Source organism: Paenibacillus sp. J31R30, assembly GCF_059692115.1.
This window is the reverse complement of sequence record NZ_JCAUAV010000005.1, coordinates 1-19,073: the sequence shown is the minus strand read 5'-3', so window position 1 is coordinate 19,073 and position 19,073 is coordinate 1. Positions and strand designations below refer to the sequence as shown.

At 45.9% G+C, this 19,073-nt stretch carries 18 protein-coding genes, 1 rRNA gene and 1 other RNA gene; 19 read left to right on the top strand and 1 reads right to left on the bottom strand.

Going from position 1 to position 19,073, the window contains the following annotated elements; translation table 11 throughout:
• Positions 1 to 8 precede the first annotated feature (8 nt).
• Positions 9 to 419 (top strand): YwiB family protein, encoded by a 411-nt coding sequence (locus AC58QO_RS18845; protein ID WP_436239119.1) that lies wholly within the window; start codon positions 9 to 11, stop codon positions 417 to 419.
• 6 nt (positions 420 to 425) lie between these two features.
• Positions 426 to 2,099: an arginine--tRNA ligase gene (argS, locus tag AC58QO_RS18840; protein ID WP_497268183.1), complete on the top strand. Its 1,674-nt coding sequence runs from the start codon at positions 426 to 428 to the stop codon at positions 2,097 to 2,099.
• 89 nt (positions 2,100 to 2,188) lie between these two features.
• Here argS and AC58QO_RS18835 read toward each other — a convergent pair whose 3' ends face one another.
• Entirely contained in the window at positions 2,189 to 3,355 is a 1,167-nt protein-coding gene (locus AC58QO_RS18835; RefSeq protein WP_497268181.1) for a S8 family peptidase, read from the bottom strand.
• Positions 3,356 to 3,843: 488 nt separating this feature from the next.
• Here AC58QO_RS18835 and rpoE point away from each other — a divergent pair, with 488 nt between their 5' ends.
• From rpoE to AC58QO_RS18750, 17 genes are all read left to right on the top strand, one after another.
• A complete protein-coding gene (gene rpoE, locus AC58QO_RS18830; RefSeq protein ID WP_497268179.1) occupies positions 3,844 to 4,425 on the top strand; it encodes a DNA-directed RNA polymerase subunit delta in 582 nt (193 codons plus the stop codon).
• Positions 4,426 to 4,804: 379 nt separating this feature from the next.
• The gene (pyrG, locus tag AC58QO_RS18825) at positions 4,805 to 6,406 is read left to right on the top strand and encodes a CTP synthase (protein WP_497268177.1); all 1,602 of its coding nucleotides are present in this window, start codon (positions 4,805 to 4,807) and stop codon (positions 6,404 to 6,406) included.
• A 162-nt stretch (positions 6,407 to 6,568) separates the two neighbouring features.
• Positions 6,569 to 6,961, top strand: a complete 393-nt coding sequence (locus AC58QO_RS18820) for a response regulator (RefSeq protein WP_497246057.1) — start codon at positions 6,569 to 6,571, stop codon at positions 6,959 to 6,961.
• A gap of 132 nt (positions 6,962 to 7,093) precedes the next feature.
• A complete protein-coding gene (fba, locus tag AC58QO_RS18815) occupies positions 7,094 to 7,948 on the top strand; it encodes a class II fructose-1,6-bisphosphate aldolase (RefSeq protein ID WP_497268175.1) in 855 nt (284 codons plus the stop codon).
• A 322-nt stretch (positions 7,949 to 8,270) separates the two neighbouring features.
• The gene (murA, locus tag AC58QO_RS18810) at positions 8,271 to 9,530 is read left to right on the top strand and encodes a UDP-N-acetylglucosamine 1-carboxyvinyltransferase (protein ID WP_497268722.1); all 1,260 of its coding nucleotides are present in this window, start codon (positions 8,271 to 8,273) and stop codon (positions 9,528 to 9,530) included.
• A gap of 62 nt (positions 9,531 to 9,592) precedes the next feature.
• A complete protein-coding gene (gene rho / locus AC58QO_RS18805; protein ID WP_497268174.1) occupies positions 9,593 to 10,891 on the top strand; it encodes a transcription termination factor Rho in 1,299 nt (432 codons plus the stop codon).
• A 44-nt stretch (positions 10,892 to 10,935) separates the two neighbouring features.
• On the top strand, positions 10,936 to 12,210 hold the full coding sequence (locus AC58QO_RS18800; RefSeq protein ID WP_497268172.1) for a radical SAM family protein: 1,275 nt from the start codon (positions 10,936 to 10,938) through the stop codon (positions 12,208 to 12,210).
• A 130-nt stretch (positions 12,211 to 12,340) separates the two neighbouring features.
• Positions 12,341 to 12,538, top strand: coding sequence for a 50S ribosomal protein L31 (gene rpmE / locus AC58QO_RS18795; protein ID WP_056621960.1), 198 nt, complete (start codon positions 12,341 to 12,343; stop codon positions 12,536 to 12,538).
• Positions 12,539 to 12,629: 91 nt separating this feature from the next.
• Positions 12,630 to 13,040, top strand: coding sequence for a hypothetical protein (locus AC58QO_RS18790; protein ID WP_497268170.1), 411 nt, complete (start codon positions 12,630 to 12,632; stop codon positions 13,038 to 13,040).
• Between the two features lie 199 nt (positions 13,041 to 13,239).
• Positions 13,240 to 13,503: signal recognition particle sRNA large type (ffs, locus tag AC58QO_RS18785), an RNA gene on the top strand.
• A 170-nt stretch (positions 13,504 to 13,673) separates the two neighbouring features.
• Positions 13,674 to 15,110, top strand: coding sequence for an ATP-binding protein (locus tag AC58QO_RS18780; RefSeq protein ID WP_497268169.1), 1,437 nt, complete (start codon positions 13,674 to 13,676; stop codon positions 15,108 to 15,110).
• 78 nt (positions 15,111 to 15,188) lie between these two features.
• Positions 15,189 to 16,934 carry a DNA polymerase III subunit gamma/tau gene (dnaX, locus tag AC58QO_RS18775; protein WP_497268167.1) on the top strand — a complete coding sequence of 582 codons (1,746 nt, stop codon included), beginning with the start codon at positions 15,189 to 15,191 and terminating at the stop codon, positions 16,932 to 16,934.
• Between the two features lie 20 nt (positions 16,935 to 16,954).
• Positions 16,955 to 17,266 (top strand): YbaB/EbfC family nucleoid-associated protein, encoded by a 312-nt coding sequence (locus AC58QO_RS18770; RefSeq protein ID WP_310501899.1) that lies wholly within the window; start codon positions 16,955 to 16,957, stop codon positions 17,264 to 17,266.
• A 45-nt stretch (positions 17,267 to 17,311) separates the two neighbouring features.
• Positions 17,312 to 17,908 carry a recombination mediator RecR gene (recR, locus tag AC58QO_RS18765; RefSeq protein ID WP_497246045.1) on the top strand — a complete coding sequence of 199 codons (597 nt, stop codon included), beginning with the start codon at positions 17,312 to 17,314 and terminating at the stop codon, positions 17,906 to 17,908.
• A 133-nt stretch (positions 17,909 to 18,041) separates the two neighbouring features.
• The gene (locus AC58QO_RS18760; protein ID WP_497268165.1) at positions 18,042 to 18,326 is read left to right on the top strand and encodes a DUF2508 family protein; all 285 of its coding nucleotides are present in this window, start codon (positions 18,042 to 18,044) and stop codon (positions 18,324 to 18,326) included.
• Between the two features lie 3 nt (positions 18,327 to 18,329).
• Positions 18,330 to 18,599, top strand: coding sequence for a pro-sigmaK processing inhibitor BofA family protein (locus tag AC58QO_RS18755; protein WP_497268163.1), 270 nt, complete (start codon positions 18,330 to 18,332; stop codon positions 18,597 to 18,599).
• A gap of 288 nt (positions 18,600 to 18,887) precedes the next feature.
• Positions 18,888 to 19,073 (top strand): 16S ribosomal RNA (locus AC58QO_RS18750); the annotation flags it as partial.

Genomic DNA, 19,073 nt, shown 5'->3' with positions numbered 1-19,073 from the left:
CTCGAATCATGACGGATAAGCAGCGGGTGCGGATTCGAATCGAAAGTCGAAGCGGGAGCGAGACCACGGTGCAGAAGGCACGCGGAGATCTTTACCGCAAAGGCGATCATACCTATATCCGCTATGAAGAAGAGCCGAATGAGCTGGGACGGACTGTGACGATCATTAAGCTGGAAGACAATCAGATCCGAATTATTCGCCAAGGGGATGTACAAGCGGAGCAAACCTTCGTCCCTGGGGAGAAGCGGACTGGCTTTTATCACACACCACAGCTTCGGATGGAACTGGAAATTGAGACGCACAAGCTGACCTCGGAGGCCATCCATGGAATCGGAATTACGAGGTGGAGCTATGATCTATATGCATCAGGCACGCATGCGGGAGCCTATCGAATCAAGTTGTTAATTCAGGAGGAGTAAGACGAGATGGATGTTCTTAATGAAGTAAAAGCGAAAGTGAAGCAAGCGATCAAAGAAGCTGTGATCACAGCGGGTATCGTGGAAGAGGCGCAGCTGCCCGAAATTATTCTGGAAGTACCGAAAGAGAAGACACACGGTGATTTTGCCACGAATGTAGCGATGCAGCTGACGCGTATTGCGAAGGTGAATCCAAGACAGATCGCGGAGAAAATCATTGCGAGTCTGAACAAAGACGCAGCTAATATTTCGGAAGCGGAAATTGCGGGGCCTGGCTTTATCAATTTTAAAATGGACAATGTCTACCTCTACCCGGTTATTGCCGATGTAGCGAAGCTTGGTGACCGCTATGGGGAATCAAATGTGGGGCAAGGACTTAAAGTGCAAGTGGAGTTCGTCAGTGCGAATCCAACGGGTTCCCTGCATTTGGGACATGCGCGTGGTGCAGCTGTTGGCGATGTGCTTTGTAACGTGCTGGATCTCGCAGGCTACAACGTATCTCGCGAGTACTACATCAATGATGCCGGTAATCAGGTTATCAACTTAGCTAAATCCATTGAAGCTCGCTACCTGCAAGCGCTTGGTCAAGAAGCGGAAATGCCAGAGGATGGCTATTTTGGTGAAGATATCAAAGGCTTTGCAACCGATTTGGCAGCTGCAGAAGGCGATCGTCTACTTAGCTTGCCGGACGAAGAGCGTCGTGCTTATTTCCGTACCTACGGACTTGAAAAAGAGCTCGACAAAATCAAACGCGACCTTGGCCGCTTTGGTGTACATTTCGACAATTGGTTCTCCGAGACGTCGATTTATGAAGATAACTTGATCCCTCCTGTGCTTCAAGAGCTTCGGGACAATGGCCATATCTATGAAGAAGAGGGCGCAACGTGGTTGAATACCACACCGCTTGGGGATGACAAGAATCGTGTTTTGATCAAAAATGACGGTTCCTTTACCTACCTTACACCGGATATCGCCTACCACCGCAACAAATTTGGACGCGGCTATGACCGCTTAATTAATATTTGGGGCGCTGATCACCATGGTTACATCCCGCGGATGAAAGCAGCTATGACGGCCCTTGGCTTCGAAGCAGATCGACTCGTCGTGCTGATCGCCCAAATGGTGAGCCTATTCCAGAATGGCGAAAAGGTGAAAATGTCCAAACGTACCGGCAAAGCCGTTACGATGGAGGACTTAATGGACGAAGTCGGCGTAGATCCGATTCGTTATTTCTTCGCGATGCGTAGCATGGATTCGCATCTGGACTTCGATATGGACTTGGCGGTTTCTCAGTCCAATGAGAACCCTGTGTTCTATGTGCAGTATGCCCATGCACGGATTTGCAGCATCTTCCGCCAGGCGGAAGAACAGGGTGTTCAAGTGCTGCCGCTGGAGCAGGTTGACCTGTCCCAGCTTGCATCGGAAGCCGAGTTCGACTTGCTGCGCAAGATCGGCGAGCTTCCGGAAGAGATCGCCATCGCGGCTGAGCAGTACGCGCCGCACCGCTTGATCCGCTATGTCTACGAACTGGCAAGCCAGTTCCATAGCTACTACAGAGGCCACTACGTCATCACAGATGACGCAGCCTTAACCCAAGCACGCCTCGCCTTGCTCGGCGCGCTGCGCACCACCCTAGCCAACACGCTTCGCGTGGTTGGCGTATCTGCCCCTGAGCGGATGTAACACCCGCTCAGCACGAATAAGCTCCCCCTGACACAGTGGTCAGGGGGAGCTTATTCACTTTCCAGGCGCAGAGGGCCGCGCTGCGCCCTTCACTCCTGCCCAGCTGCGCGTATCGCTCGCTGGGCATTCAATTGCCCTGGCTGCCAGCGGGCGTTCGCGCGCTTGTTCAGCGGGAACGAGCAGCGGCGCAGCGCGCTCTTGATTTGCGCCGGCGACATGGATCGCAGCGAAAGCATTAAAGCGATAACACCGCTTACATGCGCTGTAGCCATCGAAGTGCCGCTGAGCTCATTATATTTGCCGCCTATCCAAGCGGAATACACACGCTCACCAGGGGCGTAGATGTCGATTTGTGTCCCGCGATTGCTGAAGGGAGCAATCCTGCCGGTTCGTGTTGTGGCTCCAACGGAGACAACTTGGGAAAACCGAGCGGGGTAATCAATCGTTTTCTTTCTGCCATCATTACCAGAGGAGGCTACGATAACCTTCCCTCTGTAATAAGCGTTAAGAACCGCTTGCTCCAGCGTGGGATTGTACGTCTTCATGCCGAAGCTCATATTAATAATATCGAGGTCGTTTTGGACACACCAATCGATACCAGCAATAATGTCGGATACATAGGCGCTTCCATTTTGGTCAAAAGCTTTAACAGGATGAATGATCGCCCGTGGCGCTACACCTACAATGCCGGAATTACGGCCTGTTGCCGCGATCGTACCCGCTATATGCGTGCCATGTCCGTTGTCGTCATGGGGCAGCAGTCTGCGATTTAATAAGTTGATGCCTTGAGAAATCGAGTTTTTCAAATCAGGATGCCTGAAATCAATGCCGGTATCAATAACACCGATATGAATGTTCTGGCCAACGGATTTACTCCAGATTTCAGGAGCGCCGATTTGATCAACCCCCCAAGGGATGGTGCGCGTGCGTGAACTGGATAAGATGCTAGCTCGTTTGGGCACGGTTTTTCTGCCTTTAACTTTATTTATTAGGAGTTTCGTATCCGCTTCGATACGTGTCGTGCTGGCAAAGCTTCTGAGTTTGGTATCTGGACACAGCGTGCAGGAGAAGGCGTGAACAATGTCTAGAGGCAAGACCATGGCAAGGTTGGGGAAGTCAGACGTCATTCGAAGGAGCTCTGATTTGCAGGCGAAGTAATCCGTCTTTGAGGCGAAATGGATGAGATGCTTTTTAGCTGGTTGTTTAGTAAGACCTAGATCTTCATGGAGCAGATGAAGAAAGGTGGCTGTATCCATCGTGCCATCCCCCCGTTACAACATATGATCATATCTCCCCCTATCCTATGTACATGTCATCTCGGTTGACCGTGTCATCGCCTTTATAGAAATAAATGGGTGCAAAGCCGTGTCAGATGCGTAGGTTCAACATAGGATACATAGAGAGGCGCGGGCAGGAGTGTCTCTTTCTCAGGTAGCGGAAACGTCATCTGTTCATCAGTGGCGGTTCCTTTGGGTACAGTCGCAGGCGAAGGGGGACCTTCGCTTGTATTCCGTTTCATGGGATGTTTTAGATGTTAGGAAGCCGTGTATTTCAGAATATAGATTTTATATGTTCCACGATAAACAGGGCTATATTTCATGATAAACGCACTCGACCTAAGAGGTCGGTGTAGACGTTTATTTTAGGGTAGTTGCAATTTTAGAAAAAATAGGTTTTACTTAATGAAGATATTGGTTATGGTAGATAACGTAGTCAAGAAATGATCGAAAAGGATGTGCCTTAGATGAGCAGCGAATACACACTCAAAATCACCACAGAGCAAGCACGCGAAATGCCCATGGTGGATTTGGCGTTCGAATTGCTGAAGTCGGCGAATACGCCGTTTTACTATCGAGAACTTATGGCTGAAATTGCTAAAATAAAAGGGCTTTCTGAAGATAATGTCATGAATGTGATTGCCCAACTATATACGGAGATCAACATCGATGGACGTTTTGCTTGTGTAGGTACGAACCTATGGGGCTTGAAGCGTTGGTATCCAGTTGAGAAGTCCGACGATGCGGTTGGAAATGCGAAGCGTCCTAGAATCATCAACGACGAAGATGATGATCTGGATGAAGACGTCTACGCGGAAGAAGAAGATACATACGCAGAAGAAGACGAGTACGATGCATTTGGTACCGAAACCGAAGAGGAAGAAGAAGCGGAAGAGGATACTGAATTCTTCGAAGACGAAGAAATCGAAGAGGATCTTGGCGAAGCGGGTATCGAAGAGACCGATGATACTGAGGACGACGAAGATGATTTGGAATCCGATGAGGATACTGATGACGAAGATTTGGATGACGACGAAGACGACAAATAACTTGTCTTGACAGTCACTACGCGTTCAGAGTAAACTATTGCATGGGCTTTAAAAGAATCTTAACAATTCGCGCATGCGTTCAAAAAGTGCCCCGTCACTACGGGTGTCACTTTTTTTGTTTTTTTGCGCTTTTTTTTTTGTAATTTGTTCATGAAAACACTTATTTAGCAGAAGCTAATGCTAACACACCTTTGTTCTGGCGACACCCAAGAGCTTACGCATACGAAGCCAGTTTTCTAGCGAAAACGTTTAGCTCATGCTATGAAGTCAGTTTGATATGAAAGCCAAGCACTAGCTTTTCAAGCACCTGTTCACAATCATTTTCAGTTCAAGCTAACGAAGCCAGTTTTCTGGCATAAACTTAGAGGAGGCGTACATAGTGACAAAATACATTTTCGTTACGGGAGGCGTAGTTTCATCCCTTGGCAAAGGAATTACCGCAGCTTCCTTGGGAAGACTGCTCAAGAACAGAGGTTTGAAAGTTACGATCCAGAAGTTCGATCCTTATATTAACGTGGACCCAGGAACGATGAGTCCTTACCAGCATGGCGAAGTTTTCGTAACTGACGATGGTGCAGAAACGGATTTGGATTTAGGTCATTATGAGCGTTTTATCGACATTAACTTGTCCAAAAGCTCGAACGTGACATCAGGTAAAGTATACTCTTCTGTCATTACCAAAGAGCGCCGCGGGGAGTATTTGGGTGGGACTGTACAAGTTATCCCGCACATTACGAATGAAATTAAAGAGCGTGTGATTCGCGCAGGTCGTGAAGCTGGATCCGATGTTGTTATCACCGAAATTGGTGGTACTGTAGGGGATATCGAGAGCTTGCCGTTCCTAGAAGCGATTCGTCAAATGAAAAATGATATCGGCCGCGAGAACGTCATGTACATTCACGTTACGCTGATTCCTTATATCAAAGCAGCTGGAGAAGTCAAAACAAAACCAACCCAGCATAGCGTCAAAGAATTACGCGGCCTAGGCATTCAACCGCACGTGATCGTTTGTCGTACAGAGCATTCATTGACAGAAGATATGAAGCGTAAGCTTGCTTTGTTCTGTGATATTGATCCAGCCGCAGTGATTGAATGTAAAGATGCAGAGACTTTGTATGAAGTACCGATGATGCTTCGCGAACAAGGTCTAGATGATTACGTTGTGAACCACTTGAAACTTCAAACGAATCAACCGGATATGACGGAGTGGGAGAGCCTTGTTCGCAAGGTCAAATCCTTAACGAAGAAAACGGAGATCGCTATCGTAGGGAAGTACGTTGCTCTTCATGATGCGTACCTGAGTATCGTTGAAGCTCTAGGACACGCTGGTATCGATAATGATTCCGAGATTGATATTCGTTGGGTCAATGCAGAAGATATTTACGACCACAACGTGCACTCACTTCTTTCTGGCGTACAAGGGATTCTTGTTCCAGGCGGATTTGGTGATCGCGGGATCGAAGGGAAAGTCGCGGCAATTCGCTATGCGCGTGAGAAGGAGATTCCTTTCTTCGGTATTTGCTTAGGGATGCAGGTTGCTGTAATCGAATACGCACGTTCTGTTTGCGGTTTGGATGGCGCGAATAGCTCTGAGATTAATCCAACAACGGCTTACCCAGTTATCGATCTATTGCCAGAGCAAAAGGATATCGAAAATCTAGGCGGTACGATGCGTTTAGGTCTATACCCATGCAAGCTGACTCCAGGCTCCTTAGCTGCTACAACTTATAATGATGAGCTTGTCTATGAGAGACACCGTCACCGGTACGAATTTAACAATGAATACCGTGAATTGATTGAATCCGCAGGCTTGCGTATTTCAGGTACATCACCGGATGGTCGTCTAGTTGAAATGGTAGAACTTCCAGGTCATCCTTGGTTCTTGGCTGTACAATTCCACCCGGAATTTACATCCCGTCCGAACCGTCCGCAGCCGCTTTTCCGTGAATTCGTGAAAGCTGCACAACTGATCACGCGTTAAAATTTGGGTTATTATGCAGGGGGTTGTCTCCTGATAATCAACTTTTATGTAAAACTTTTCAAAAAAAGCTTATCTCCTCAGAAGGAAAACGAAAATGAATAGCGAATACCTTGACTCATAGGATTGGAACTTGTTATTCGTTTTCGGGAGGGGACTATGCAGATGAAGAAAAAAGTGTTAGTAGTGGATGATCAAAATGGAATTCGTGTACTCCTCATGGAAGTGTTTAGTAACGAAGGGTACGACACCTATCAAGCTTCCAATGGTAAGTTGGCCTTGGATATTGTAAGAAATGTTTCACCTGACCTCATACTGCTAGACATGAAAATTCCCGGTATGGATGGACTTGATATTTTGAAACATGTCAAAGAAATTGATGTGTCGATCAAAGTGATTATGATGACGGCGTATGGTGAGCTGGATATGATCAAAGAAGCGACGGATTTAGGTGCGATTATGCATTTTACGAAGCCATTTGATATTGATGAACTCCGACTGGCTGTTAATATGCAATTGAATAATGAATCAAGCAGTGGTTTTGCTGTAGGATCCTAGTTATAGGGTCTTTTTTTGTTGTCGAATAGTAAGGCTTGGTTATCATTTGAAAAGTTATGTGCTATAATAACTCAGGTAATGACAGAGAGCGGTATGCGCATCTACTAAAGAGGTTCTAGGAGGAAGAGAAACATGGCATTGGTTTCAATGAATGAATTTTTACCTAAGGCAAAAGCAAACAAGTTCGCGGTAGGACAATTTAACATGAACAATCTTGAGTTCGCTCAAGCGATTGTTGAAGCTGCAATCGAACTGAAATCCCCGTTCATTTATGGTGTTAGCGAAGGCGCACTGAAATATATGGGTATCGAGTTTACTGTAGCTATTGCTGAAGCAGCAGCTAAGAAATCCGGTCTTCCAATCGCTTTGCACTTGGACCACGGTAGTTCGTTTGAAGTAGCAATGAAATGTATCCGTGCAGGATTCAGCTCCGTTATGTTCGATGGTTCCCACTATTCTTTCGAAGAAAACATTCGTTTGACGAAAGAAGTTGTTAAAGCTGCTCGTGCAATGGGCGTATCCGTTGAGGGTGAGCTTGGAACAATTGGTGGCGTTGAGGATGACATCTCCGTTGATGAAGAGCACGCTAACCTTGCAAAACCAGAAGAAGCGATCCGTTTCTACGAAGAAACAGGCGTGGATTGTTTGGCAATCGCAGTAGGTACTGCACACGGTATGTACGCAGGCGAGCCGAACATTCACTTTGATATTATTGAAGCAGTTTCCAAAGCAATCCCAGTTCCAGTTGTATTGCACGGTGGATCTGGCGTTCCAGACGAAATGATCCGTAGATCAATTGCAGCAGGCGTTGGCAAAATCAACGTGAACACAGAGAATCAAGTGGCATGCACAGAGAGCATCCGCGCAGCTCTGAACAAAGATGCTAAAATTTATGATCCTCGTAAATATCTCACCCCAGCTCGTAACGCTATGATCGAAGTAGTAAAATCCAAAATTCAATTGTTCGGAAGCAGCAACCAAGCTTAATTCCAAATTGTATAGACAGGATAGGAAATGCAGTAATACACAGATGGATGGTCGACAAATGTTGCCATCAGTCTGTGTCATTACAGGCGTTTCCTTCTTCTGTTTGTTGATAACATAGCAGGAAATGTCATCCTTTTTGCTTCGTATTAAATGTGACAAACGCGTTCATCCATATGGGAAGACGAAGTCGTTTGTTTTACCTCACGCTTTTTTATTTTTTTCCATTTTTATGTTTTGGATTTTCTGTCGCTGCTTGTGCAATTTAGTCGGATTTGTTGATTAACGTTTGTAAGAAGGCACCTGGTTTAGGGGGAGAAGTATGTTGGAGAAATTAATGGTGGTCGGTGGACGTCCGCTACGGGGAACAGTTCAAATCAGTGGGGCAAAGAATAGTGCGATTGCACTTATTCCAGCCGCAGTACTTGCAGAAACACCAGTAACGTTGGATAACCTTCCGCATCTAAGTGATGTGGCTATATATACAGAAATTTTGACTGATCTAGGCGCAACTATCGATTGGAATGAAGATCGGATGACGATCGACCCAAGTCAAATGAAGTCTCTTGCAATGCCGAATGGCAAAGTGAAGAAGCTGCGGGCATCGTATTATTTAATGGGCGCTCTTTTGGGGAGATTTGGCGAGGCGACAATTGGACTTCCAGGCGGGTGTAATTTTGAACCGCGTCCGATAGACTTGCATATCAAAGGTTTTGAAGCTTTAGGTGCTGTGGTTAGCAATGAGAACGGAGCGCTTCATATTCGTGCGAAGGAACTGCGCGGGGCTAAGATTTATTTGGACATGGCAAGTGTTGGCGCAACCATCAATATCATGTTGGCAGCTTCACGTGCCAAAGGGTTAACAACAATTGAAAATGCGGCGAAAGAGCCTGAAATTATAGATGTGGCAACACTTTTGAATTCGATGGGTGCGAAAATTAAGGGAGCTGGTACGGATACGATTCGTATTGAAGGGGTTTCTGAACTTCATGGCTGCCGTCATTCCATTATCCCTGATCGGATCCAAGCAGGAACGTATATGATTGCTGCAGCAGCGACACGCGGGGATGTTACGGTAGACAATGTGATTCCTAAGCATTTGGAGGCACTTACGGCAAAGCTGCAAGAGATGGGTGTACATGTCTACGAAATGGACGAATCGATCCGTATTGTAGGTCAGCCTATTTATGAAAGCGTAGATGTGAAAGCATTAATTTACCCTGGGTTTGCAACGGATCTACAATCCCCAATGGCTAGTCTGCTGTGCCAAGCCAAGGGTGTGAGTGTATTAACCGATCATGTTTATAGTAATCGTTTTAAGCATATCCCAGAGCTTGTACGCATGGGGGCTAAGATGAAGGTTGAAGGGCGTTCGGCCATCATTGAAGGCTCACAACTGAGCTCAGCCAAAGTAAGAGCGACAGATTTGCGCGCGGGAGCAGCTTTGGTCATTGCTGGCCTCAGTGTAATGACAGGCGGAGTTACGGAAGTGTCAGGTGTGGAGTTCATAGATCGCGGATATGAAAATTTAGTTTTTAATCTATCTTCTCTAGGAGCCGAAGTTTGGCGTGAGAATGAGGAATAAAGTGCCAAACAACAGGCAATGCTAGAATCCAATTGAAAATTTAATAGTTTGGTGGTTGAAACATGAGCATGCAGCTTGCTGAGCTTGAAGTACTCAAGCTTACTGAATTATATAAACTAGCTAAGAAATTTCAGATCCCATATTACGGTACGCTGAAGAAAAGAGAACTCATTTTTGCCATTTTACGTGCACAAGCAGCAGAGAGCGGATTCCTGTTCATGCAAGGTGTCCTGGAAATTTTGCAAGAGGGATTCGGATTCTTACGTCCAATCAACTACTTGCCTAGTTCAGAGGATATCTATATTTCAGCCTCTCAAATTCGAAAGTTTGACTTACGTTCAGGGGATATCGTCTCTGGTAAATGTCGTCCTCCCAAAGAGAACGAGCGCTATTATGGGCTTCTCCAGGTAGAAGCCGTGAATGGCGAGAAGCCTGAAACAGCTTCGGAACGCTTGCATTTCCCGGCACTTACGCCTCTCTATCCAGATACACGCATTACGCTGGAGACAGAGCCGAACAAAATCTCCATGCGTATTATGGATTTGCTTGCCCCAGTCGGTTTGGGTCAGCGTGGACTTGTTGTTGCCCCTCCTAAAGCAGGTAAAACGTTGCTGCTCAAAGAAATCGCCAACAGTATCTCTACGAACTATCCCGAGATTGAACTATTCGTTCTATTGATCGATGAGCGTCCGGAAGAAGTTACCGATATGCAGCGCTCTGTCAAAGGCGAAGTCGTAGCTTCAACTTTTGATGAGCTTCCAGAAAATCACATTAAAGTTGCAGAACTTGTTCTAGAACGTGCAATGCGTCTAGTTGAACATAAGAAAGACGTTGTCATTTTGCTCGATAGTATTACTCGGTTAGCTAGAGCTTACAACCTCGTCGTTCCGCCTTCAGGCCGGACGTTGTCCGGTGGTGTTGACCCCGCTGCTTTCCATCGTCCTAAGCGTTTTTTCGGAGCTGCTCGTAATATCGAAGAGGGCGGCAGCTTAACCATTCTTGCTACAGCACTCGTTGAAACAGGTTCGCGTATGGATGACGTCATTTATGAAGAATTTAAAGGTACGGGTAATTTAGAGCTTCATCTTGATCGTAAAATGGCAGAGCGCCGTATCTTCCCTGCTATCGATATTCGTCGTTCAGGGACTCGCCGCGAGGAGGCGTTGCTCAGCAAAGATGAGCTCGAGAAAGTATGGGCCCTTCGCAAAGGCATGAATGATTCACATGAATATACCGAAGCCTTTATTAAAAAGCTTGCGGATACGAAGACGAATCAAGAGTTTTTGGACTCGCTGGCATCCCCAGGGGCGGGAGCGTCCTCAGGAGCAAGCAAGGGGAAAGTCAAAAACTCAGCATCGTAAGTTTACAGATAACGAGTGATCGTTATACAAAGAGGAGTACCGTTATGAACTTGGTTTATTCAGATGCACAAGGAAATGTATTTGATCATCCTGATTATTTGGCCCTAGGTCGAAATGCAGAAATGATCACTGAAATATTAGATGAAGAACTGATCCCTCTCCCTGAGGGGTCAACACTCGTTAGTCTTCCCTTCACGCGTCCAGTCGGCATTGATGCTGCAACGGGGGAGATGAAGTTGGTGGAAGGGGATTATCACGCTGTTGGCGCGTTGCTTCCGCAAGGCTTCACACGACTTCTTCTCCCGGGGTATGTGAAATCGGATAAAACGAAGGCATTACCTTTGTTCGGTTACACGGCTGTCGTATGGAAAGAAGATGGCTTCTACGTAGCTGCGCGGCTGACGGATAATCCGTACTTCTGGAACCCGGTTCACTGTGACCCTGATGAGCTCGAGGTTGAAGTCAAACGGCTAGTCGCAAAGTATCCCGAGAATCGCTTATATGCGCATTTGTCGAACTGTGCGCTGGGCTACGAATGCTTGACGGCTTCGAATACGTTCTTGCAGCGTTGGGAGGGTGCTGTCCCTGTCTCGTATTCCTGCAACGCAGGATGCTTTGGTTGTATCTCAGAGCAGCCGGATGAGAGCGGCTTTGTCGCTCCACAGACGCGCATGAACTTCAAACCGAAAGTCGAAGAGATTACCGAGATCATGTTAGAGCATCTACGGACGCCGGATAGCATCATCTCCTTCGGACAAGGCTGCGAAGGGGAGCCGAGCACGCAGGCTGTCATTATAATTGATGCCATCAAGCGTGTGCGTGAGCAGACGAAAATGGGCTACATCAATATCAACACGAATGCAGGCCTTACGGACCATATTCGCGGTATTGTCGATGCAGGCCTTGATCTGATGCGTGTAAGTACGATCAGCGCTTTGGATGATCACTACAACGCTTATTACAAGCCTAGAGCTTATACGCTTAAAAATGTGGAGAAATCCCTTCGTTATGCAACTGACAAAGGTGTCATCACATCGATTAACTACCTCGTATTCCCAGGTGTGACCGATCGGGAAGAGGAAATTGAAGCGATGATTGAATTTGTACGCAGAACGGGATTGAAATTGATTCAATTGCGCAACCTGAATATTGATCCCGAGAGTTACTTAAGCATTATCCCTAAGGCTCAGGGAGAGCTGTTAGGCATGAAGCAAATGATCGAGATTTTTGAACAGGAATTACCGGATGTTGTTCTAGGTTCTTACTCCCACACACCGAAATTCTATACGAGTGATCGTACGCTTACGACGGTGCTTTAAGCTAATCGAAGTGGAAGTATTACACCAATGATTTCTCGTTGCATCCAGACTTGCGAGTATGCTACAATGCAATGGTACGTCCATTAACTCTGTTTCAGCAAATGATTCAGGGCGGAAAGAGGTGAACCAAATGAAAGCAGGAATTCATCCTACTTATCATGCAACCACAGTGACTTGCGCTTGTGGTAACGTGTTCGAAACGGGTTCAATCAAGCCAAATCTTCGTGTTGAGATTTGCTCGAATTGCCATCCTTTCTACACTGGTAAACAAAAGTTTATCGATGTAGGCGGCCGTGTCGACAAGTTCAAAAAGAAATACGGAATCTAATTGGTATCATTTGCTTGATTGCCAATCAGCATAAGACAACCTCCCTTGGTCATCCTAAGTTTAGGCTTAGAGTCCAATGGGAGGTGTTTTTATGTTCAAAGGTCTAGTTAAGCTAACAGGAGCGGCTTTCCTGATAGCGAGTTTAGTAGGCTGTGGCATGTGGACGGGGAACAACAAGAAAACGAATGACAACTCTACGTATAAAGTTCAGAATTATAAGCAAGACGGCATGCTGGGCATCACGAGTGTGAACCCGAATAATCCGTTGAACCCTACGTATCATCATTACGAGGATGATACGAATCTCATGAAGGCCGTGCTTGCTCAGCTGTCAGGCATTGAGAAGACCAATATTGCCATCAATGGGCCTTCGGCCAACGTGCGCATACAACCGAATGCTTCGTTGACTGCAGCCCAGGTTGAAGAGCTGCGCTCGCAAGCGCAAATGGCTTTGGAAACGAACATGCCACGGTATAAAATACAGGTCAGAATGGTTCGTTAGTCAGAGAGACTTTAGCTAACGCTAAAGATCCCAAAGCAGAGAGACTTTAGCTAACGCTAAAGATCCCAAAGCAGAGAGACTTTAGCTAACGCTAAAGATCCCAAAGCAGAGAGACTTTAGCTAACGCTAAAGATCCCTATATATGGTACTTTTTCCCCTCAGGTTGCTATTTGGCAGTGAATCAGATATACTATTTTTACTGTGCTAGACGGGGAGGTAGCGGTGCCCTGTAACTCGCAATCCGCTGTAGCGAGGTTGAATTCCTGTTAGCGGTACTGTGATGTGAGGTCTGGCTCTTACACGTGGTGTTGAGAGTTGGGTCCTTCGCAATGGATGCTCATGAACCCGGTCAGGTCTGGAAGGAAGCAGCCGTAAGTGAGATGTTTCATGTGCCGAGGGGCTGCCTGATTTGAGCCAACGATAAGAGTTCGCTTGTATCACTTTATCAATAACAGGTGCACGGTGTAATCATACCGTAGATGTAAGAACACATAACCAAACGCCCAGAATGCAGGGCGTTTTTTCTTTTATCCGTAGAAGGAAAAAAATGACTTTAAAGAGAATAATTACACAACACAAGTGCTGATGCCGCTCGAAGATCGTTCGATAAGAGATAGTGAAGGAGCTGTTGACATGCCCATTCATTCGCCTCAAATGTACACGGTATCGATAGACGAATTACGGAAGTTATTCAATCATAGTTTACAAACAGGTATGCTGATGGTTGATGAGGATGAGAAGCTTCTTCTTGCCACGGATCAGCTCTTAAAAGTTTCAGGCTATTCAGCAGATGAAATTACAGGTGTTGCGTTCTCTCAGTTTTTTAAAGTGAAGGCTTCCTTACGTGAGTTGTATGAGTTTTATTTTAAAAGTGAGATGGATGTAGGTGAGTGGCCCCATGGTTTTCTCCTTGGTAAGAACGGGGGAATGATCTACTTTCAATTCTCGATGCTCAAACTTACTCACGCGAATACATGTATATATCTATTGTCTTTGAAAAATAAAGAAGAAGGCCAAACGTTAAACTTGCTGCAACGCTTTTCGGATGCCTTTCTAAAAGATATCAATTTAGGCGTGTTATTAATTAATATGGATTATCGACTTGCCGATATCAGTGATCGGGCCTGTCAAATGCTAGCGATGGAGAAAGAACATATTCTCAATAAGTCGTTGGATGAGATTTTTGCCACGGTGCCTAGTCAGCATCGGCTTGTGCAGCGAACCATTTTAAATGGGGCGATTGTTCGCAATCATGCCGTTTCATGGACGAATAATGAAGAACGGTTTGACTTGCTTCTCGATTCTAATGTGTTGAAGGATAGTCAAGGGACTATCGTGGGAGCCTACATTATTTTCAAAGATGTTACCAATATGCGCTCTTTGGAACAAATGGTTCAAAGAAGTGATCGTCTTGCGATGATCGGACAAATTGCCGCAGGTACGGCGCATGAAATCCGCAATCCTTTAACCTCAATCAAGGGCTTTTTACAGATGCTGCGACGCACATTCGGTGATCGTGGAATGGATAAGGAACAGAACTTTACCGATGTGATGCTGGGCGAGATTGATCGGATTAATGCGCTGGTGAACGAGTTTCTAATGCTGAGTAAGCCGAAACATGTTGCCTACGAACGTATTCACGTTACGGAGGTGCTGCGTGGTATCGTGCCGGTTATTCATAATGAAGCGATCCTCTATAATGTTCAGCTCCACTACGACGCTTCTTCCCACCTCCCTGAAGTGATTGCGGATAATGAGTTATTGAAGCAAGTATTCTTAAATGTATGTAAAAATGGGATCGAAGCCATGCCTGATGGCGGGGTATTAGCGATTTCGGAGCGTGTCGACACAAGTGAGCGAAATGTGTGTGTGGATATTCATGACACGGGCTCAGGAATTCCAATGTTCGTCATTGATAAAATTTTCGATCCCTTCTTTACCACAAAGGATACGGGCACTGGACTCGGACTTTCTGTCTGTCAACGGATCATTCATGATATGGGCGGGACGATTCGTGTATCCTCCAAAGGCTTTGGAACGACATTTACCATAACGATTCCCTATACGTGATCCTCTATTTCATCCCTCGAAGCGTTATAGTATAATAGATACAGTCAATCCACGCAGGGATTATTGGAGAGGAACACTATGGCACACATTGCTTTGTATCGTACGTGGAGGTCGCAGACGTTTCGTGATGTTGTCGGACAGAGGCATATCACACAGACACTGCAGAACTCTTTGCGTGAAAATCGCCTAACCCATGCTTATTTGTTTAACGGACCCCGTGGAACGGGTAAAACAAGTACAGCCAAAATATTAGCCAAAGCCATCAACTGCTTAAACGGACCCTCTGAAGAGCCGTGCAATCAATGCTCTGCCTGTGAACGTATCACAGAAGGCGCTGTAATGGACGTAGTCGAGATTGATGCTGCTTCCAACCGTGGTGTGGAAGAAATTCGTGATATCCGAGATAAAGTTAAATACGCACCGACCGAAGTCAGGCAAAAAGTGTACATTATCGATGAAGTGCATATGCTGACGACAGAAGCGTTCAATGCTTTATTGAAGACACTGGAAGAGCCGCCGGCGCACGTGATGTTTATTTTGGCGACAACGGAGCCTCACAAGATTCCCGCAACGATTATTTCACGCTGTCAGCGCTTCGACTTCCGTCGCGTTTCCATGGAGGATGAGGTGGGGCGTCTACAGTATGTTTGTGATCAAGAGCGAATTTCGATTGATAAAGAAGCTCTTCACTATATAGCAAGATTATCGGATGGCGGGATGCGGGATGCGTTAAGTCTGCTGGATCAGGCGGCGTCATTTGCTACGGGAGAAATCCAACTCGCAGATATTTTGTCGATCACAGGCGGTATAGCTTCGGACCAATTTAAGAGACTGGTCACGTATATCAAGGAACAGAATCTAGGGGCTGCTCTAGAGTTAATTGATACTTTCATGCAAGAGGGGAAAAGCGCAGACAAGTGTATCGAGAATTTGATTCACTATTTCCGCGATTTGCTGATGGTGCGCATGGTGCCGAATTCACCTGTGATCTCCGAGCGCGTATTTGATATGGCGGAGCTCAAAGAAATTGCGAGTCACTTCACGCCTAGTGAGATGATGAGTATGATTGAAACGCTGAACCATTATCAGAGTGAGATGAAATACTCGGTACAGCCGCAAACTTTACTTGAAATTTCGATTATGAAAATAAGTGGCGGCCATCGCGGGACAGAAGGCAGCTCGGTTGTTCGTTCCTTGGAGGAAGCAGGAGGACGCGCTCCGCAAGGTGATCTTATCGCTCAGATGAGCCAAAGAATGAAACAACTTGAAGATCAGCTAGCACAACTGGTAAAATCGGGAGTGACAGTTGCTTCGGGTGATAGCTCTAAGCAAGCGCCTGCGGCGAAGGTGGCCGTTGCCTCGGCACCATCCAAGAAGTCGGGGCTTAAGCTGGACCCTTATTTGAAAGCCTCCGAAGGTCCAGAGACGAAGAACGCACTTCTGAAGTGGAGTCAAGTATTAGGTGATGTCAAAGAGAAGAAAATTACCGTTCATGCTTGGTTTGTTAATGGTGATCTGGTAGCCATGCTAGATGATGTTGTACTTGTTGCATTCAAGAATGACATGCATCGCAATACAACAGAGAAGCCAGAGAATAAAGTCATTATTGAACAAGTTCTTTCCTCTGTCTTTGGTAAGCCGATGCGTTTGTTAACCTTGATGCGTAAGGAATGGGATGATGCGAAGAATGAAGCAACGCACGCCCCGCCTGAAGAGATGGAATTAGTGGCTGAGGATGGTCGCGGCAACGCGGTCAAAGAGGAATGGATATCTGAAGCCATCCAATTGTTTGGTGAAAACCTAGTAACTATTAAAGAAGACTAACGATAAGGGAGCGATCTATTATGAATAACATGAACCAAATGATGAAGCAAGTGAAGAAAATGCAAGAGCAAATGATGAAGGCACAAGAAGAGCTAGGCACGAAAATGATTGAAGGAACAGCTGGCGGCGGTGTAGTAACTTGTATCATTAACGGACACAAGAAAGTACAAAGCATCACGATCAAACCAGAAGCGGTTGACCCAGAGGATGTTGAAATGCTGCAAGATCTAGTTCTGACTGCTGTTAATGATGCAATGTCCAAAGCAGAAGAAATCGCTAACAAAGATATGGGCAAATTCACAGGCGGTATGAATATCCCTGGATTGTTCTAAGATAGCCAAGAACCAACGATTCTGTACCATGAAGGAGTACTTCCTTTGTATTACCCCGAACCGATAGCGAAGTTAATCGATGCCTTCTCCCGATTGCCGGGGGTAGGTCCTAAGACAGCGGGACGCTTAGCTTTTCATGTCCTTCGTATGAAAGAAGAAGACGTGATCGACTTTGCCAAGTCGCTTGTTAATGTAAAGCGGAACCTGCATTATTGCTCCATCTGTTGCAATATTACGGATGTGGATCCTTGTCGGATTTGTCAGGATAAAAGTCGTGATAATTCCGTCATCTGTGTCGTGCAGGAGCCGAAGGACTTGGTTGCGCTAGAGCGAACCAAAGAATTTGAAGGCTATTATCATGTGCTGCATGGTGCGATATCTCCGATGGAGGGAATAGGTCCAGATCAAATTCATATTGCGGAATTGCTCAAGCGTTTGGGTGATGAAACGGTGCAGGAATTAATTCTGGCGACCAATCCCAACATTGAGGGTGAGGCCACAGCGATGTATTTATCGAGACTAATCAAACCCTTTGGGTTGCGTGTTACTCGTATTGCTCATGGCTTGCCGGTAGGCGGCGATTTGGAATATGCGGATGAGGTAACCTTATCCAAGGCAATGGAAGGTCGCAGGGAATTATAAAAGCATACATGATAAGGAGAGCTGCGAAGCTCTCTTTTTTTTGTCTAGAAAAAGAGCGGTACAAGTTCTGAAAATTCCATAATCCCCATATGTATGAATTAACCCAATTGTGGGAGGAATGGAGGTTTGCCCTATGAAACCGGCTCTATTAGGCATGCGTGGATTTAAGAGTCCGCGAGCGAAGACTGTTCAGGAAGAACTGAAAAGGGACAAGATTATGTTGATTCAAGAGATACGTTCTGCACACCAGACTTGGGTAGCGGCACAAGCTCACTTTGACTTCGCAGTGGACAAGGATCAGATCGACTATACGATTTATGCAATGGAAGCGGCAGAGAAGAGATTTGAAATGCTCATTAAACAGGCTAAGAAGCTAGGGATAAGCATGATTGACAGCGATCGTCTAATGGAGGTGTAGAACGTGATTCTTAAATATGCTATTTGGGGGGTGTTAATACTCTCCTCTCTCATGTTGGTGTTAATTGTATTCCGCAGCCGCGGTGGTGGCAGACTAGTAGCGTCTCTAGGTTTAAATGTGGTAGTTGCAGCATTTCTGTTATACATAATAAATCTACTGAGCACGTATACACATGTAGAATTGCCTATTAATACGGCAACCTTAGGGACGGCTACCCTATTAGGGATCCCTGGCGTTATGCTGTTGGTTGGAGTGAAATTGGCTTTACTTTAAATGTAAAAATAATACATCTGTATTTGGGTTGACTCTGTTGCGGCATCTGTGTTATCTTATAAAAGTTGCCGCTGAGACATGCGGAAATACAAAAGTAACTTGAGAAAAACAAGTTGCAAAACAAAAGTAACTATGGTATATTGATCTTCCGGCTTTCGAGAGAGATCGGGTAGGACAAGCCAATTGATCTTTGAAAACTGAACAACGAGTGAGTAAGCACAGTCGAGCAATCGACTATAAAAGAGATTGCAAAATCTCGCTAGCTTCAAATGAGCAAGTCATCTTTCTATTATGGAGAGTTTGATCCTGGCTCAGGACGAACGCTGGCGGCGTGCCTAATACATGCAAGTCGAGCGGGTTTACCCTTCGGGGTAAGCTAGCGGCGGACGGGTGAGTAACACGTAGGTAACCTGCCTTTAAGACTGGGATAACTATCGGAAACGATAGCTAAGACCGGATAACTGGTTTTCTCGC

Coding starts and splice junctions, on each gene's coding strand:
- AC58QO_RS18845 (WP_436239119.1), top strand. CDS start 9: ATGACGGATAAGCAGCGGGTGCGGATTCGAATCGAAAGTCGAAGCGGG.
- argS (WP_497268183.1), top strand. CDS start 426: ATGGATGTTCTTAATGAAGTAAAAGCGAAAGTGAAGCAAGCGATCAAA.
- AC58QO_RS18835 (WP_497268181.1), bottom strand. CDS start 3,355: ATGGATACAGCCACCTTTCTTCATCTGCTCCATGAAGATCTAGGTCTT.
- rpoE (WP_497268179.1), top strand. CDS start 3,844: ATGAGCAGCGAATACACACTCAAAATCACCACAGAGCAAGCACGCGAA.
- AC58QO_RS18820 (WP_497246057.1), top strand. CDS start 6,569: ATGAAGAAAAAAGTGTTAGTAGTGGATGATCAAAATGGAATTCGTGTA.
- fba (WP_497268175.1), top strand. CDS start 7,094: ATGGCATTGGTTTCAATGAATGAATTTTTACCTAAGGCAAAAGCAAAC.
- rho (WP_497268174.1), top strand. CDS start 9,593: ATGAGCATGCAGCTTGCTGAGCTTGAAGTACTCAAGCTTACTGAATTA.
- AC58QO_RS18800 (WP_497268172.1), top strand. CDS start 10,936: ATGAACTTGGTTTATTCAGATGCACAAGGAAATGTATTTGATCATCCT.
- rpmE (WP_056621960.1), top strand. CDS start 12,341: ATGAAAGCAGGAATTCATCCTACTTATCATGCAACCACAGTGACTTGC.
- AC58QO_RS18790 (WP_497268170.1), top strand. CDS start 12,630: ATGTTCAAAGGTCTAGTTAAGCTAACAGGAGCGGCTTTCCTGATAGCG.
- AC58QO_RS18780 (WP_497268169.1), top strand. CDS start 13,674: ATGCCCATTCATTCGCCTCAAATGTACACGGTATCGATAGACGAATTA.
- dnaX (WP_497268167.1), top strand. CDS start 15,189: ATGGCACACATTGCTTTGTATCGTACGTGGAGGTCGCAGACGTTTCGT.
- AC58QO_RS18770 (WP_310501899.1), top strand. CDS start 16,955: ATGAATAACATGAACCAAATGATGAAGCAAGTGAAGAAAATGCAAGAG.
- AC58QO_RS18760 (WP_497268165.1), top strand. CDS start 18,042: ATGAAACCGGCTCTATTAGGCATGCGTGGATTTAAGAGTCCGCGAGCG.